This window comes from Nocardia tengchongensis, assembly GCF_054781395.1.
The window spans coordinates 42618-58601 of record NZ_BAAGUM010000018.1; the positions used below are offsets into that span (position 1 = coordinate 42618).

The following is a 15984-nucleotide window of genomic DNA, read 5'->3' on the forward strand; positions in this document are numbered from 1 at the left end:
AGGAAGGACGACACCATGTCGCGATTGACCATGCACGAAGCCGCTCCCGAGGTCTACCAGGCCTGGCTGGCCGCCGAGACCGCGATCCGGCGCGGCCCGCTCGACGCCACCGTGCGGGAACTGGTGAAGATCCGCGTCTCCCAGATCAACGGCTGCCTGTTCTGCATCGACATGCACTCCACCGAGGCGCGCAAGCTGGGCGAGACCGAACGGCGGCTCTGGCACCTCAACGCCTGGCGGGAGTCGGAGCTGTTCACCCCGGCCGAGCGGGCCGCACTCGAATATGCCGAGGCCACAACGACTCTCGGCGCGCACGGGGTGAGCGATGAGATCTGGGCGGAGGTCGAGAAGAACTTCGACGACGGCCGGCGGGCAGGCCTGGTCGCGGTGACCGCCCAGATCAACCTGTGGAACCGCATCGGCGTCCCGCTGCGGCTGGAGCCGCTGGGCGACTAGGCCGGTCGGACCGGGCGACCCCCAGCCGCCCGGGGCCGGGTGACCCGACCCGCGCGACGATCGGACCCGCCGCGACGGCCCGGAGTCGGCAATGGCTCGTGATCCATGGCGGGATCGGGTCCGGCCTCCAGTCCGTGAGTGACACGGCCGCCGTGAGCGCACGGCCCGAATAGCGTTGACACGCCCTGAGGTCGTCTGGCTTGCTGACGGTATGGGCCGTGCCGGGACGAACCGTGGCGAGCGCGATCCCGGACGCGTCCGGGTCGCGGCAGTCGGCGATCTGCACCTGCGCGAGAGCCTGCGTGGTCGGTTCCGGCCCGCCCTGCTGGAGTTGGGCGAACGCGCGGATGTGCTGCTGCTGGCCGGTGATCTGACCAACGGCGGCACGCTGCGCGATACCGAGGTGCTCTGCGCGGAGCTCGACGAGCTGCCCGTCCCGGTGGTCGCGGTGCTCGGCAATCACGATCACGACCGTCGGCTCGGTTTCCGGATCGCGGTGCGGCTCACCGAGATCGGCATCCACGTCCTGGACGGCACCGCGATCACCCTGCCCGTCAACGGGGTTCGCCTGGGTGTCGCCGGAGTCATGGGCGGCAGCGGCGGATTCCCCGGCCACCCCGGCACTCCCGACGAGGGCAGCGTCGAGCACCGGGCCCTTCACCGCCGCGGCCCCGCCGACGCCGCCCGCCTGCGGGCCGCCCTCGAATCCCTCGACTGCGACCTGCGGGTCGCGCTCATGCACTTCTCGCCCGTGGTCGACACCCTGGTGGGCGAGGCGCCCAAGATCTTTCCGGGCCTGGGCTGTTCCGAGCTGGCCGACGCGGTGGAGGCGGGCGGCGCGGAGCTCGCGATTCACGGGCACGCCCACGGCGGCACCGAATTCGGCCGCACGCCGGGCGGCGTGGAGGTGCGCAATGTGTCGTACCCGGTGATCCGCGCCGCGTACCGGATCTACGAACTGACACATCCGCGCGAGGCCTGAGACCGTTCCCGGTATCCTTTACGCAATCTCTACTCATGGCGTGCCGGGAAGTCTGGTCGGCCGGTCCGAAACCTCGGGCCGTATGGTCCGACCTGGGAGTTTCGATGCGGCGCCAGTTTTCGATCTTGACGTATATTGCTGCGGTGACCGCTCGGCGATCCGCCGTATCCTGCACTTATGCATGCTGCTCAGATTGCCGAGGAATACCCGGTGATCGACCTGGACTCCGACGCGATCGACGCCGCGCGACTGCTGGCCGAGCATCGGCTGCCGGGCATCCTGGTGACCGACGCGAACGGTTCACCGCATTCGGTGCTGCCCGCCTCGCAGGTGGTGTTGTTCATCGTCCCGAAGTACGTGCAGGACGATCCGTCGCTGGCCGGGGTGCTGAACGAGTCGATGTGCGGCCAGGTGGCGAAGCGGTTGCGCGGCAAGAAGGTCCGCGACGTCATTCCCGAGCGGCTCACCAAGATCCCAGCCGCCAAGGCCGACGACAATATCGTCGAGGTCGCGGCGCTGATGGCGAAGTACAAGTCGCCGCTGGTGGCGGTGCAGGACGGCACGACGCTGCTGGGCGTGATCACCTCCTCGCGATTGCTCGAAGTGGCGCTCGCGAACTGAGCCCGCCGGGGCTGCGGCCGTGAACGTCGCCATCGCGATCACGGTCTTCGCGATCGCCTACGGGCTGATCGCCTCCGAACGCGTCCACAAGACCGTCGCCGCGCTGGTCGGCGCGGGCGTGGTCATCGCGGTCGGCATCATGGATTCCGACGATGTCTTCTTCTCGCACGAGACCGGCATCGACTGGAACGTCATCTACCTGCTGCTCGGCATGATGATCATCGTCGGGGTGCTGCGGCAGACCGGCATCTTCGAATACGTGGCGATCTGGGCGGCCAAGCGCGCCAAGGGTTCGGCGCTACGGGTGATGATCCTGCTGGTCCTCATCACCGCCACCGCGTCCGGCTTTCTGGACAACGTCACCACCGTGCTGCTCATCGCCCCGGTCACGCTGCTGGTGTGCGAGCGGTTGGAGGTGTCGCCGACGCCGTTCCTGATCGCCGAGGTGCTGGCCTCCAATATCGGTGGCGCGGCCACCCTGATCGGTGATCCGCCCAACATCATCATCGGCAGCCGGGCGGGGTTGTCGTTCAACGACTTCTTCCTGAATCTGACCCCCATCGTGCTGATCGAGCTGGCGGTGTTCACGCTGCTGCTGCCGCGCCTGTTCCGGGGTTCGTTCGACGTCGATCCCGAGCGCGCGGCCGACATCATGGCCTTGAACGAGCGGGAGGCGATTCGCGATCCGAAACTGCTGATCAAGTGCGGAATTGTGCTGGCGGCCGTTTTCGCGGGATTCTTCGGCCACCCGGTTTTCCATGTGGAGCCGGCGCTGGTGGCATTGCTCGGCGCGGGCGCGCTGGTGCTGATTTCCGGTCTGCCGCAACGCGATTACCTGTCCGCGGTGGAATGGGAGACGCTGCTGTTCTTCGCGGGTCTGTTCGTGATGATCGGGGCGCTGGTGAAAACCGGTGTGATCGGCCGGTTGGCGAAATTCGCGACCGAACTCACCGGCGGAAACGCGCTCGTGGCAACCATGCTGATACTGGTCGTGTCGGCGTTGCTGTCGGGTGTCATCGACAACATCCCGTACGTGGCGACGATGAGCCCACTGGTGGCGGAGCTGGTGGAGCACGTGGATCAGCCGGGGCGGGCGGACGCGCTGTGGTGGGCGCTGGCGCTGGGCGCGGATTTCGGCGGCAACCTCACAGCAGTCGGGGCCAGCGCGAACGTGGTGATGCTGGGAATCGCCCGGCGTTCGGACCATCCGATCTCGTTCTGGGAATTCACCCGCAAGGGCATTCTGGTGACCGCAGTCACCATTGTGGTGGCCGCTCCCTATCTCTGGCTGCGCTATTTCGTATTCGCCTGACCTGCACAAATTGGTGCATTCCGGACACCTTCTGTGTGGCGATTGGCGATTTTCACGGCCCCTGACCGACAATGGCAGCCGCCATGTCCATATCCAGTACCGATCATCCGACCGCGCCCGACAGCGACCGCAAGGCGGCGCCGGGCGCCCCCGTCAGGCCCGGCGCGTACCGGCACGATCTGGACGGACTGCGGGGCGTGGCTATCGCCCTGGTGGTCGCCTTCCACATCTGGGCCGGGCGGGTGTCCGGCGGTGTGGACGTGTTCCTGGTGCTGTCGGGCTTCTTCTTCACCGGCATGCTGGTGCGGCGCGGCGAGGGCGGCTCGGTGGGTGTGCTCGCCACGGTGCGGCGCACGCTGCGCCGGCTGCTACCCGCCATGGTGGTGGTGCTGGCCGCGGTGGTGGTGACGGCGGTGCTGCTGCTCCCCCACACCCGCTGGTCCGGTATCGCGAGCCAGACGCTGGCTTCGCTGTTCTATTACCAGAACTGGTATCTGGCGCTGTCCTGGTCGGACTATCTGGCCGCCGATCCCTCGGTGAGCCCGCTGCAGCACCTGTGGTCGATGTCGGTGCAGGGGCAGATGTATCTGGCGTTGCTGCTGGGGGTCGCGCTGGTGGCGTTCGTGCTGCGCCGCGTCGAATCCTGGAAACCGCTGGCCGAGCACCCCTTCGTGCGTCGCGCGGGCCGTGGCGGCCTGCTGCGGCTGACCTTGGCCGTGGTGTTCGCGGCGGTCGCGATCGCCTCGTTCCGTCATGCCACCGAGGGTGTTTCGACCCAGCAGGGCTGGAACTACTACGACACCTACGCGCGCGCCTGGGAGCCCCTCGCCGGTGGTTTGCTGGCGCTGGTCGCACCGTGGGTCCGGTTGCCCGGACCGACGCGGGAAGCGCTGGCCTGGATGGGAATCGCGGTCATCGGCTGCTGCGGCTGGCTGGTGAACGGCGCGCTGGTGTTCCCTGGCCCGGCCGCACTGATTCCGGTATCGGCCGCGGTCGCACTGATTCTCGCGGGCGCGGGCCGCGACACCGCCGCGCAGCCGGTGGTGAACCGGCTGCTGGCCACCGCTCCGATCGTGCAGCTGGGCAGTTTCGCGTACGCGTTGTACCTGTGGCACTGGCCGATTCTCATCTTCTACCTGGGTGAGCAGCATCAGCGCCGGGCGGGAGCCTTGGACGGACTGGTCATCATCGTGGTGTCGCTGGTGCTGGCCTTCGCCACTCATCATCTGGTGGAGGAGCCGCTGCGGGAGCGCTCCAAGCCGGTGGCCGCGCGGGTGCGCCGCCGGGCGCGCACCGCTCCCGGCCGTCTGCTGTCCGGTCCGGTCCGTCTGCTCGCCGACCGTCGCCGCCTGCTCACCGGTATCGCGGTGTCGATTGTCGGTGTGCTGCTGCTGGGTTCGACGGTGGCCTGGCAGTGGGACAACAGCGCGAAGGCGCACGCGGTCGGCCAGCTGGATCCCACGAAGTATCCGGGCGCGGCGGCGCTCACCGATCACGCGCTGGTGCCGCGCGCCCCCATGCGCCCCACCACCGAGGAAGCCCCCGCCGATATCGCCTACCCCACCCGCGACGGCTGCATCTCCGATTTCGACACCCGCGCGGTCATCACCTGCACCTACGGTGACCCCAATGCGCACCGCACCATCGCGGTGGTCGGCAATTCCCATGCCGAGCACTGGATTCCGGCGCTGCAACTACTCGGCGAGCAGTACCGTTTCCGCGTCGTCGTGTATTTGAAGATGGGTTGTCCGCTGACGGTCGCCGAGGAGCCCATGTACAAGGGCCAGCAAAATCCGGACTGCAAGGACTGGTCGGCGGAGGTGATCGACCGCCTCGGCGTGGAGCGCCCCGACTTCGTCTTCACCACCGTCACCCGCCCCAGCGACAACGGCGGCGACGAAACCCCCCAGGACTACGTGGACGTCTGGTCGGCACTGTCCGACCGCAACCTGCAGATCATCGGCATCCGCGACACCCCGTGGTTGCGCCGCAACGGCATCCGCTACCGCGCCATCGACTGCCTGGCCGGCGGCGGCGACCGAATCAACTGCGGCCTGGACCGCTCCGAGGCCCTCTCCCCCCAGAACCCCGCCGAGCCCCCCGCCTCGGTCTTCCCCAACATGCACCTGATCGACCCCAACGACGCCGTCTGCGAACCCCAGCACTGCGCCGTCGTCGAGGGCAACATCCTCGTCTACCACGACGAACACCATTTGACCGCAAGCTATTCACGCTCCCTGGCCCCCGAACTCGGCCGCGAGCTCCGCCCCATCCTGGACTGGTGGTGATCCCGCTTCAGCAGAGCGCGGCGGCCGTGGCCCGCACGGCCTCGGCGACCGCGTGGAAGTCCTTGGCCAGGATCTTGGAGTGATTGCTCGCGACCTTCGCGGTGACCGTCAGATTCGGGTTGGTGACCAGCAACGGTTCGAGCGAGGCCCGCACCGTCTCGATCTCTTCCTCGGACGCACCGAGATTGGCGCCGGTGGCCAGCACGTACCGCACCGGACAGCCGATCCGATCGAGCACCGGCCCCAAGGCCGCGCACAACTGGTTGAGCTCGACATTGACCTCGGCGTGCTGTTCGGCGCTCATCCGCGCGGCCAGACCCAGCGGGCGCAGCAGCGGCATCATCGGCCCCATCTTGCGAAACATCACCCGAATCCGCTCGAGGTTCTCCGGATCGGTGTAGCCCCACGGCATCGCGCCGTCGGCCGACACCACACCGGCGATCCGATCGGGATTCCGGTCGGCCCAGTGCACCGCGACCAGCGCACCGTAGGACCAGCCCACCAGAATCGGCTTCTGCTCCACCCCGCGCGCCGCGAGCACGGCATCGACATCACGCACGCAGGCGTCGAACGAGTAGTCCGCCGACTGCCCCGACTTGCCCCGCGCCCGCTCGTCGAAGCTGATGTGCCGGAAGCCGGGACCCAGATCGGCGATCACCTTCTTCCAGTTCTTCCGGGTGGCGTAGGAGCCGTTCAGGTACACGACGGGAATGCCGGTCCCGCCGGTGTCGGTGACCGCCAGCGCCGTGTCCTCCACCGGGACCATGCCGGTCCAGGTCGAATCTGTTTGGGAGATGCGGTTGTTCGTCATGGCGGGTTACTCCTTGGTCTGCTCCTGCCGGCCGCTTCGACCGGTGCACACGACAAGAATCACCGGCCCGCCTGCCATGGACCTGATACCGACCTGACACGGCACTCGCGGTGAGAGTTCCCGTCCGTCAGCGGATCTCGGTGAGCGATGCGGCCGGCCGGTGGGGTGACACCGTCAAGGAATCGAAAATCCGGAATGCGCTGCGGTTATGGATGTGTAAAAAGCCGCCGGGCGTGCCCGGTCCCGGAGGTTGAATCGAGGTTCGAGTCGAGAACCAGTAGAAGAGGCAACGATCATGGGCATCATCGACACGGATGTCTGCCTGTCGTCTTTCCAGGTGTTCCGGGCGCCCTCGGACGGCGCCTTCATCGCCCTGTCCGACCGATATCCGGGTCTGGTCGCACGCAACGAGTTCTCCTCGCTGGCGGCAGTCGACGAGCTGATCGAGATGATCGAACGGCAACGGCGGCACGACCATTCGGCCGGTCGGCCCGCCGCCTGAAGGCCTACACCTCGATCCATGAGCCCATGGTGACCGTGCGGTCCCGGGGCAGGGCGAAGTGTTCGGCGGCGTCGGAGGTGATGTGGGAGGTGGCGATGAACAGGCGTTTGCGCCACAGCGCCATGGTGGGTTCGTCGCCGCGCCGCAGTTCGATCTTGGACAGGAAGAACGACGCGTGGTCCAGGTCGAGAACGCCTTCGGTTTCGGCGGGGTCGAGGAGTCGTAGCGCTGCGGGGACGTCGGGTGTGTCCATGTATCCGTAGCTCGCGGTGACGTGGATGATGCCGTCGTCGGCGTAGCCGAGGTGGTCGATCGAGATGCGTTGCGCCGCAGGGACGCGCGGCACCAGGCCGGTATGGATGGTCAGGATGACGACCTGGCGGTGGCGGACGTGATTGTGTTCGACGTTGGCGCGCATGGCCAGTGGCGCGGTCTCCTTGCCGCGATTGAGGAAGATCGCGGTGCCGGGGACGGTGGCCACGGTCGCGTGATCGGCGCGCACCCGGTCCACGAATTCGCGCAGGGAGCCTTCGCGGCGTTCGCGTTCGGCGGTGACCACCTCGCGGCCGCGCTGCCAGGTGGTCATGATGGTGAACGCGACGACGGCGATCAGCAGCGGCAGCCACGCGCCGTGCACCAGCTTGGTCAAGTTCGCGGTGAAGAACAGCAGGTCCACCGTGAGCAGCGGGATCGCGCCGAGCGCGATCAACCACAGCGGGGTCCCCCACTTCGCCCGCGCCACATAGAAGAACAGCAGGGTGGTGATGGTGATGGTGCCGGTCACCGCCATGCCGAAGGCGTAGGCCAGGGCCGCGGACGTGCGGAAGGCGAAGACCAGGGTCAGGACCGAGACCAGCAGCAGCCAGTTGATCCACGGCACGTAGATCTGGCCGATGGTGGATTCGGAGGTGTGCGCGACCCGCAGTCGCGGCAGGTAGCCGAGCTGTGCGGCCTGCGCCGTGACCGAGAACGCTCCGGTGATGACCGCCTGGGAGGCGATGACGGTGGCCGCGGTGGCCAGCAGCACGATGGCCAGCCGACCCCAGCCGGGCGTGAGCAGGAAGAACGGGGCGCTGATATTGGCGGGGTCGTCGAGGATCAGCGCGCCCTGCCCCAGGTAGCTCAGGACGCAGGCGGGGAAGACGAGCGCCAGCCAGGCGCGGGTGATCGAGCTGCGGCCGAAGTGCCCCATATCGGCGTAGAGCGCCTCGGCGCCGGTGACCGCGAGGACGATGGCGGCCAGCGCGAAGAAGGCGATTCCGAAGTGCCCGACCATGAATCCGAGTGCGTAAGTGGGTGAGAGCGCCTTCAGGATCTCCGGATGTTTCGTGATGCCCCCGACGCCGCAGGCGCCGATCACCAGGAACCAGCCGATCATGATCGGGCCGAACACCCGCCCGACCGCGGCCGTACCGCGCCGCTGCACGAGGAACAGCACCAGGATGATCACGGCGGTGACCGGCACGATGAAATCGTCCATCCCGGACGAAACGGTCTTCATGCCCTCGACCGCCGACAGCACCGAGATCGCGGGCGTGATCATGCTGTCGCCCAGGAACAGTGACGCGCCGAAGATGCCCAACGCCGCCAGCATCATCGCGGTCCGCCGCCCACCCGGCAACGTCCACCGCCGCAGCAGCGTGATGAGCGCCATGATGCCGCCCTCACCGTCGTTGTCGGCGCGCATGGCCAGCAGCACGTAGGTGACGGTCACGATGATCATCACGGACCAGAAGATCAGCGACACGATGCCGAAGATGTTGTCCCGGCTGACCGGAACCGGATGCGGGTCATCGGGATTGAAAACGGTCTGCAGGGTGTAGATCGGGCTGGTCCCGATATCCCCGAACACCACCCCGAGCGCCCCGACCGTCAGGGTGAGACGGGTTCCGGCATGCCCACCGGAGACCGGCGCCGCCGATAGGTTGTCCGCCATCGTGCCCGGGGAATCCGCCACGCCCATCCTCCTCCGCGCGGATCAGAACGGGTGCCCGCGCATCGATCCGGACAGTACCGGTCGATCGCGCGCCGTCTGGGAGGGCATGCCGATCAGCGTGGACGGTTCAGCGGTCGCGAGCCGGGTCCTGCTGCTCGTAGAGCGCTTCCCAGACCGCGAAGCTGGACAGCAATTCGACGGTGCGCCAGCCGCTTCCGGTCAGCCGAACGGGACCGCTGATCGCCGATGTCTCGTCCCAGCTGCCCTCCACCTCGACGGTGACCAGTCGGTAGGCCGCCAGCAGCCTCAGCACGCGCGACACCCCGGGCCGGCGCAGTCCGACCTCGCCCCGCAATTCCCGCACCGTGCGCGGGCTGCGGGCGAGCAGGTCGAGCACTTCGACCACGCCACGGTGGTTCACCAGCTGACGCAGAGCGGACAGCTCGTCCGCCGGGTTCTCCATGGCACCGACGCTAGGCGTGCGATGCATCCCGGACGGCCTACCTTGACGGCACCTGTTCGCCACGCCCCGGCTTCTTTACCGATTCCTGACGCCTCTACCCTCGACCGGCAAGGCTGGAAGACAACAGAATTCGGGGTTTTCGGTGAACGGTTTTCCCCTCGAGATCATGCTGGCCATCATCGGCATCGCGGTGCCGATCATGGCTTTCGTCTGGGAATTCGCGCTGGTGGGGCGGAAACGGCTCGGGTATCGGGTACAGATGGACACGCCGGTGACCGGTGAGATCGAATCGGTGTTCCCGGGTGTGCTGCCGCAACTACGGCCCGAAGGTGACGGGGCGGCGCCCGAGTTGCAGGACCTATCGGTGGTCCTGGTGCGGATCGAGAACAACGGTCTGACCGACGTGGACGGCACGGATTACGCCTCTCCGGCCAGTGATCAGGTCGGATTGCACATCCATTTCCCGCATCGACGCGTAATCGGGATGGCGGTGACCGAACTGTCCGACGATGCCTTGGGTGACAGCCTGAAACCTGGAACCGGCATCGGGAGCCGCGAGGACGCTCAACATCGCGTCGGGATCGTCGATCTGCCGAAGGTGCCGATGGATCGCGGCGATCACTACAAGATCCTGGTGATCCTGCAGCGGACGGCCGGGGCGGGCGAGTATCCCGCGCCGATGGTTCGGGCCAAGCTGAAGGGCGGACGGGTCTCGGAGACCCGTAGCCGCAGCGGGGTGTCGCCGAAACTGCTGGGGCTCATCGGTTTCCTGGTGGCGGTCATCGCGGTGCAATTCGTGGTCGGCCTGAACGACCAGGACGCGCCCGATGCCGCCGACTGCGGGTCCGGCAAGCTGACCCTGGTGGGTTCCACCGCGTTCGAGCCCGCGGTTCGCGATGCCGCGACCGCCTACGCGAAGCACTGTTCCAGCACGGCGTTCACCTTCGAATTCGATGGCAGCGACCGGGGTTTGAGCCGGGTGGACGAGGACGGTAAGAACGATCCCGGGTTGCTCGCCATCACCGACGGCCCCAAAGGCGTCGGCTACCCGAATCTGCTCCCCCGCGCCCTGGCCCTGTCGCTGTTTACGGTGATCGTCAACCCGGGCGTGGGCGTCCACGACCTGTCCGCCCAGCAGATTCGCGATATCTACGCGGGCCGGGTCGACAACTGGCAGCTGGTCGGCGGCCCGGATCTGCCGGTGCGCGTGGTGCATCGGGCCCTCGGCTCGGGCACCCGCGAAACCTTCCGCAAGCACGTACTCGGTGACGACCAGCCCCCTGCGCCGGCCGCCACGAGCTGCCGAACGCTCGCGGCCACCAATCCGCCCGGAGCCTCCTTCTGCGAGGCCCCGGTCACCAACGACATGCTGAAAACCATTGCCGACCTGCCCGGTTCGATCGGCTACAGCGAATACTCCGACGCCGCCAAGACTCCCGGGGTCAAGACGGTGACCATCGACGGACACCGGCCCGCCCGAGACCAGGTACTCGACCGCACCTACCCGTTCTGGAGCGTCGAATACGCCTACAGCAACGGCGAACTCCCGGCCGACTCACCGGCCGCGGCGTTCCTGCGCTTCCTTACCGGCGGCACCGGCAAGGATGTGCTGCGTTCACACGGCAACACCCCGTGCGGCGAACTGCCCAACCCGACATCATGCTCGCCGGAGAAGTAATAGCCCGGGACATGCCAAGGGGCCCGGTCGCCTTCGTGAGCGAAGCGACCGGACCCCAGTAATCGGCTGATCAGCCCTTGAACGGGTACTTGCTGTCCAAGTCGTAGTTCAGCTCGACGACATTGACCGTGGGCTCACCCATGAAGCCCAGGGCCCGCCCGCTCTTGTGGGCATCGACCACGGCCTTGATCTGGTCGACGGACACGTTGCGCGCCTTGGCGACTCGCGCCACCTGGATGGCCGCGTACTCCGGGGAGATCTGCGGATCCAGGCCGGAGGCCGAGGCGGTGACGGCGTCGGCCGGGACGGGGGTGTCGACCGGCGCGGCGCCCCGGATCGGCACGATCTGGCCGGCCGAGTAGTCCTCGCCGCGCTTGGCGCACTCCACCTTCACGCCCTCGTACGCCTCCTGGAACGGGGTGGTCGCGTGCTTCGGGTCGGTGGAGCAGGGCTCGTTGACGCTGATCACCCGGGTCGGGTGGGTGACCAGGCCGTGCGCGTCACGCTCGCCCATGACTGCCAGCACCGAGCCTACGCCGCCGGAGGTGCAGTAGGGCCGGCTGCCGTCCACGCCCTCGAGGGCGGCGACCGCCTGGCTGCGCGCGCAGACGGTGGAGAGCAGGCTGTGCTTGTCCTTGCTCGCGTCCGCCGCGTCCAGGGTGTCCACCACGGACTCTGGGCCGCCGTTGCCGAAGGCGGAGTTGCCCGGGTCGTAGCCGTCGGGGATGCTGCCGTCGGTCGGGGCGGAGTTGGACGGGCGGGTCTGGAAGTACTGCACCAGCGCGTTGCCCTTGCCGTCGGTGAACGCCTGCCCGATCAGGCTGGAGCCCACCAGCTTTCCGTCCTTGGTGATCAGCGAGCCGTCGGCCTTGTCCTTCAGTCCCGGCAGCTGCGAGACACCGAGAACCACGGCGGGATAGACGATTCCGGTGATCACGGTGAGCACCAGCAGCGCTCGCAGCGCCGCGATGTGTTGCCTGATCCAGGCTGACATACGCATTAGGACATCCCGGGGAAGAATTGAATGACAAGGTCGATGAGCTTGATCCCGATGAACGGCGCGATGATGCCACCGAGTCCGTACACATAGAGATTGCGGCTCAACAGTTTCGACGCGCTGGACGGCCGGTAGTTCACGCCGCGCAGCGACAGCGGGATCAGCGCCACGATGACCACGGCGTTGAAGATGACCGCCGACAGGATCGCCGACTGCGGCGAGTGCAGCCGCATGATGTTCAGCAGATCCAGGCCCGGGAAGATAGACACGAACAACGCGGGAATGATCGCGAAGTACTTGGCGATGTCGTTGGCGATCGAGAACGTGGTCAGCGCGCCCCGCGTGATCAGCAACTGCTTGCCGATCTCGACGATCTCGATCAGCTTGGTCGGGTCGGAATCCAGATCGACCATGTTGCCCGCTTCTTTCGCGGCGGACGTACCGGTGTTCATGGCGACACCCACGTCGGCCTGCGCGAGCGCGGGCGCGTCGTTGGTGCCGTCACCGGTCATGGCGACCATGCGGCCACCGGCCTGTTCCTTCTTGATGAGCGCGAGTTTGTCCTCGGGGGTCGCCTCCGCGAGGAAGTCGTCCACGCCCGCCTCGTCGGCAATGGCCTTGGCGGTCAACGGGTTGTCGCCGGTGATCATGACGGTGCGGATGCCCATGCGGCGCATCTCGTCGAAGCGCTCCCGCATGCCCTGCTTGACGACGTCCTTGAGGTGGATGACGCCCAGCAGCGCGGCGGTACCCTTCTTGATCTCCGCGACCACCAGCGGGGTGCCGCCGGAGGCGGAGATGCCGTCGACGGTCACGCCGACCTCGTTCGGAATCTTGCCGCCATTGGCGCGCACCCATTCGGTGACCGCGCTGGCCGCGCCCTTGCGCAACTGGTGCCCGTCGGCCAGGTCCACACCCGACATGCGGGTCTGGGCGGTGAATTCCACCCAGGTCGCCCCGGTGAGCTCACCGGGGGTGCGCTCCCGCTTGTTGTACGCCTGCTTGGCGTACACCACGATGGAGCGGCCCTCGGGGGTCTCGTCCGCGAGGCTGGAAAGCTGTGCGGCGTCGGCCAGTTCGTCGGCGGTGACGCCCGGCATCGGCACGAAGTCCGAGGCCTGGCGGTTGCCCAGGGTGATGGTGCCGGTCTTGTCCAGCAGCAGCGTGTTCACGTCGCCCGCCGCCTCGACGGCGCGACCGGACATGGCCAGCACATTGCGCTGCACCAGACGGTCCATGCCGGCGATGCCGATGGCCGACAGCAGCGCGCCGATGGTGGTCGGGATCAGGCAGACCAGCAGCGAGACCAGCACGATGCCGGTGACGCCGTTGCCGTCGAGCGCCAGATTGTCCAGCACGCCAGGGTTGTTCGACTTGGCGAAGATGGCCAACGGCTGCAGCGTCGCCACCGCGAAGACGAAGATGATGGTGAGCGCGGCCAGCAGGATGTTGAGCGCGATCTCGTTCGGCGTCTTCTGCCGCGAGGCGCCCTCGACCAGCGCGATCATCTTGTCGATGAACGAGCCGCCCGGCTCCTGGGTGATCTTGACGACGATGCGGTCCGACAGCACCGTGGTGCCGCCGGTCACCGCCGAACGGTCACCGCCGGATTCGCGGATGACAGGTGCGGATTCACCGGTGATGGCCGATTCGTCCACGGAGGCAATGCCTTCCACGACATCACCGTCACCGGGGATCACCTGCCCAGCCTCGACGACCACGAAGTCGCCGCGCTGGAGTTCGGGAGCGGCCACCCGCTCCTCGACCACCCGCGCACCCGGCGACCAGTTGGCGAGCCGGCGAGCGACGGTGTCCGTCTTTGCTTTACGCAGGGTGTCCGCCTGCGCCTTGCCGCGACCCTCGGCCACCGCCTCGGCCAGGTTGGCGAAAATGACCGTCAGCCACAGCCATACGACGATCGCCCAGGCGAAGAACGTCGGATGCGCGATCGCCAGGATCGTGGTCCAAACCGCGCCGATCTCGACGATCAGCATCACCGGATTGCGCCACATGACGCGCGGATCCAGCTTCTTCAACGCGTCCGGCAGCGACTTGATCAGCATCTTGGGGTCGAACAACCCGGCCGAGACACCGCGTTTCGGGTTGCTGTGCGCCTGTTTCACCGGCGCCGAGTCCAGGGTGGTCATGAGTGGATTCCTTCAGCGAGCGGGCCGAGCGCCAGCATCGGCAGGAAGGTGAGCGCGACCAGGATGACGGTGACGCCGGCGACCATGCCGACGAACTGCGGCCGATGCGTCGGCAGCGTGCCCTCGGAGGCGGGGGTGTGACCCTGCGCCGCCAGCGAACCGGCCAGGGCCAGCACGAAGATCATGGGGATGAAGCGGCCGAAGACCATGGCCAGGCCGAGTGCGGTGTTCCACCACACGGTGTTGCCGGACAGACCGGCGAAGGCCGAACCATTGTTGTTGGCCGCGGAAGTGAAGGCGTACAACACTTCCGAGAGCCCGTGCGGGCCCGAGTTGGCCATGCCCGCGCGTTCACCCGGCAGGGCCATGGCGACGGCGGTGCCGGTCAGCACGATCAGCGGCGTCACCAGGAAGTACGCGGCGGCGAGCTTGATCTCCTTCGGGGTGATCTTCTTGCCCAGGTACTCCGGGGTGCGGCCGACCATCAGGCCCGCCACGAACACCGTGATGATCGCGAGGATCAGCATGCCGTACAGGCCCGAACCGGTACCGCCGGGCGCGACCTCACCGAGCTGCATGTTGAACATGGTCATCATGCCGCCGAGGCTGGTGTACGAATCGTGCGCCGAGTCCACCGCACCGGTCGAGGTGAGTGTGGTCGCGGAGGCGAAGGTCGCCGAATTCGATACGCCGAAGCGGGTTTCCACGCCTTCCATGGAAGCTCCGATGGCACTGGGGACGGTGCCGTGGTGCTGCAGCTGGAAGAGGTTCATCACGGTGACGCTGAGCACGGCCAGGGTCGCCATGACGGCGGCGATGGCCAGGCCCTGCTTGTTCGAGCCGATCATCCGGCCGAAGGTGCGCGGCAGCGAGAAGCTGATCACCAGCAGCATGAAGATCTCGACCCAGTTGGTCCACGCGGCCGGATTCTCGAACGGGTGCGCCGAGTTCACGTTGTAGAAGCCGCCGCCATTGGTGCCGAGCAGCTTGATCGCTTCCTGACTGGCAACGGGTCCACCCGGCAGGGTTTGTGAACCGGTGTTGCCCACCGTCTGGGCGATCTGGTCGTACACGTGCAGGTTCTGGATGACGCCGCCCGCGACGAGCACGAGGGCGAAGAACACGGCCAGCGGCAACAGGATTCGGGTGGTTCCCCTCACCAGATCCACCCAGAAGTTGCCCAGCTCGCCGGTCCGGCGCCGGATGAACCCTCGCACCAGCGCGACCGCCACCGCCATGCCCACGGCCGCCGACACGAAGTTCTGCACGCTCAGGCCGACAGCCTGGACGACATGCCCCATAGTCGACTCACCGGCATAGTTCTGCCAGTTCGTGTTGGTGACGAAGCTGATGGCGGTGTTCCACGCCAGATCCGCGGTCATCTTGGTGCCCGGATCGTTCAGGTGCCACGGCAGCGCACCCTGAATCAGCTGCAGGAAGAACAGCAGCAGCACGCTGATGGCCGAGAAGGCCAGCACGCTGCGCGCGTAGACGGCCCAGGTCATCTCGACGCCCGGCTGCACGCCGATCAGTCGATAGATGCCCTTCTCGGCCTTGGAATGCTTCTCGCTGCTGTAGACGCGGTACATGTAGTCGCCCAGGGGCACATGCACGGCGGCCAGCGCGATGATCAGGGATACGACGAAGAGGATCCCCGCGACAGTCGTGCTCACTCAGAACCTCTCCGGATACAGCAGCGCCGCCACCAGATAAATGGCGATACCGACGGCCAGGACCAGACCGATAACGTTCTGCGTCACAGCCGTTCCACCCCGCGTTGGATCAAGCCGA

The 15984-nt window shown here is 67.2% G+C and carries 14 protein-coding genes; 7 read left to right on the top strand and 7 right to left on the bottom strand.

Going from position 1 to position 15984, the window contains the following annotated elements:
- Nucleotides 1-15 precede the first annotated feature (15 nt).
- From ACYVKL_RS34800 to ACYVKL_RS34820, 5 genes are all read left to right on the top strand, one after another.
- A complete protein-coding gene (locus ACYVKL_RS34800; protein ID WP_379171841.1) occupies nucleotides 16-456 on the top strand; it encodes a carboxymuconolactone decarboxylase family protein in 441 nt (146 codons plus the stop codon).
- A 211-nt stretch (nucleotides 457-667) separates the two neighbouring features.
- Entirely contained in the window at nucleotides 668-1438 is a 771-nt protein-coding gene (locus tag ACYVKL_RS34805; RefSeq protein ID WP_379171843.1) for a metallophosphoesterase family protein, read from the top strand.
- Between the two features lie 177 nt (nucleotides 1439-1615).
- Nucleotides 1616-2059 carry a CBS domain-containing protein gene (locus ACYVKL_RS34810; RefSeq protein WP_357193584.1) on the top strand — a complete coding sequence of 148 codons (444 nt, stop codon included), beginning with the start codon at nucleotides 1616-1618 and terminating at the stop codon, nucleotides 2057-2059.
- A gap of 19 nt (nucleotides 2060-2078) precedes the next feature.
- Nucleotides 2079-3371: an ArsB/NhaD family transporter gene (locus ACYVKL_RS34815; RefSeq protein ID WP_379171845.1), complete on the top strand. Its 1293-nt coding sequence runs from the start codon at nucleotides 2079-2081 to the stop codon at nucleotides 3369-3371.
- Nucleotides 3372-3454: 83 nt separating this feature from the next.
- Complete coding sequence (locus tag ACYVKL_RS34820) at nucleotides 3455-5659, top strand: acyltransferase family protein (RefSeq protein ID WP_379171847.1); 2205 nt, start codon at nucleotides 3455-3457, stop codon at nucleotides 5657-5659.
- A gap of 7 nt (nucleotides 5660-5666) precedes the next feature.
- On the opposite strand, the gene ACYVKL_RS34825 is transcribed toward ACYVKL_RS34820, so the two are convergent.
- On the bottom strand, nucleotides 5667-6470 hold the full coding sequence (locus ACYVKL_RS34825; protein ID WP_379171849.1) for an alpha/beta fold hydrolase: 804 nt from the start codon (nucleotides 6468-6470) through the stop codon (nucleotides 5667-5669).
- Between the two features lie 295 nt (nucleotides 6471-6765).
- On the opposite strand from ACYVKL_RS34825, the gene ACYVKL_RS34830 reads away from it, so the two are divergent.
- Nucleotides 6766-6972, top strand: a complete 207-nt coding sequence (locus ACYVKL_RS34830) for a hypothetical protein (protein WP_379171851.1) — start codon at nucleotides 6766-6768, stop codon at nucleotides 6970-6972.
- A 4-nt stretch (nucleotides 6973-6976) separates the two neighbouring features.
- Here ACYVKL_RS34830 and ACYVKL_RS34835 read toward each other — a convergent pair whose 3' ends face one another.
- Nucleotides 6977-8908 (bottom strand): potassium transporter Kup, encoded by a 1932-nt coding sequence (locus ACYVKL_RS34835; RefSeq protein WP_379172085.1) that lies wholly within the window; start codon nucleotides 8906-8908, stop codon nucleotides 6977-6979.
- A 127-nt stretch (nucleotides 8909-9035) separates the two neighbouring features.
- Nucleotides 9036-9371 carry a hypothetical protein gene (locus tag ACYVKL_RS34840; protein WP_379171853.1) on the bottom strand — a complete coding sequence of 112 codons (336 nt, stop codon included), beginning with the start codon at nucleotides 9369-9371 and terminating at the stop codon, nucleotides 9036-9038.
- A 142-nt stretch (nucleotides 9372-9513) separates the two neighbouring features.
- Between ACYVKL_RS34840 and ACYVKL_RS34845 the strand changes: the two genes are divergently transcribed.
- The gene (locus tag ACYVKL_RS34845) at nucleotides 9514-11049 is read left to right on the top strand and encodes a substrate-binding domain-containing protein (RefSeq protein ID WP_379171855.1); all 1536 of its coding nucleotides are present in this window, start codon (nucleotides 9514-9516) and stop codon (nucleotides 11047-11049) included.
- A gap of 70 nt (nucleotides 11050-11119) precedes the next feature.
- Here the strand turns inward: ACYVKL_RS34845 and ACYVKL_RS34850 are convergent, their stop codons facing one another.
- Genes ACYVKL_RS34850 through kdpF form a run of 4 tightly spaced genes read right to left on the bottom strand, consistent with a single transcriptional unit; the run spans nucleotide 11120 to nucleotide 15953 of the window.
- A complete protein-coding gene (locus ACYVKL_RS34850) occupies nucleotides 11120-12049 on the bottom strand; it encodes a potassium-transporting ATPase subunit C (RefSeq protein WP_379171857.1) in 930 nt (309 codons plus the stop codon).
- A complete protein-coding gene (kdpB, locus tag ACYVKL_RS34855; protein WP_379171859.1) occupies nucleotides 12049-14193 on the bottom strand; it encodes a potassium-transporting ATPase subunit KdpB in 2145 nt (714 codons plus the stop codon). Before kdpB ends, ACYVKL_RS34850 begins: the two co-directional genes overlap by 1 nt.
- A complete protein-coding gene (gene kdpA / locus ACYVKL_RS34860) occupies nucleotides 14190-15866 on the bottom strand; it encodes a potassium-transporting ATPase subunit KdpA (protein ID WP_379171861.1) in 1677 nt (558 codons plus the stop codon). Before kdpA ends, kdpB begins: the two co-directional genes overlap by 4 nt.
- Nucleotides 15867-15953, bottom strand: a complete 87-nt coding sequence (kdpF, locus tag ACYVKL_RS34865; protein WP_213561363.1) for a K(+)-transporting ATPase subunit F — start codon at nucleotides 15951-15953, stop codon at nucleotides 15867-15869.
- Nucleotides 15954-15984: the final 31 nt, after the last annotated feature.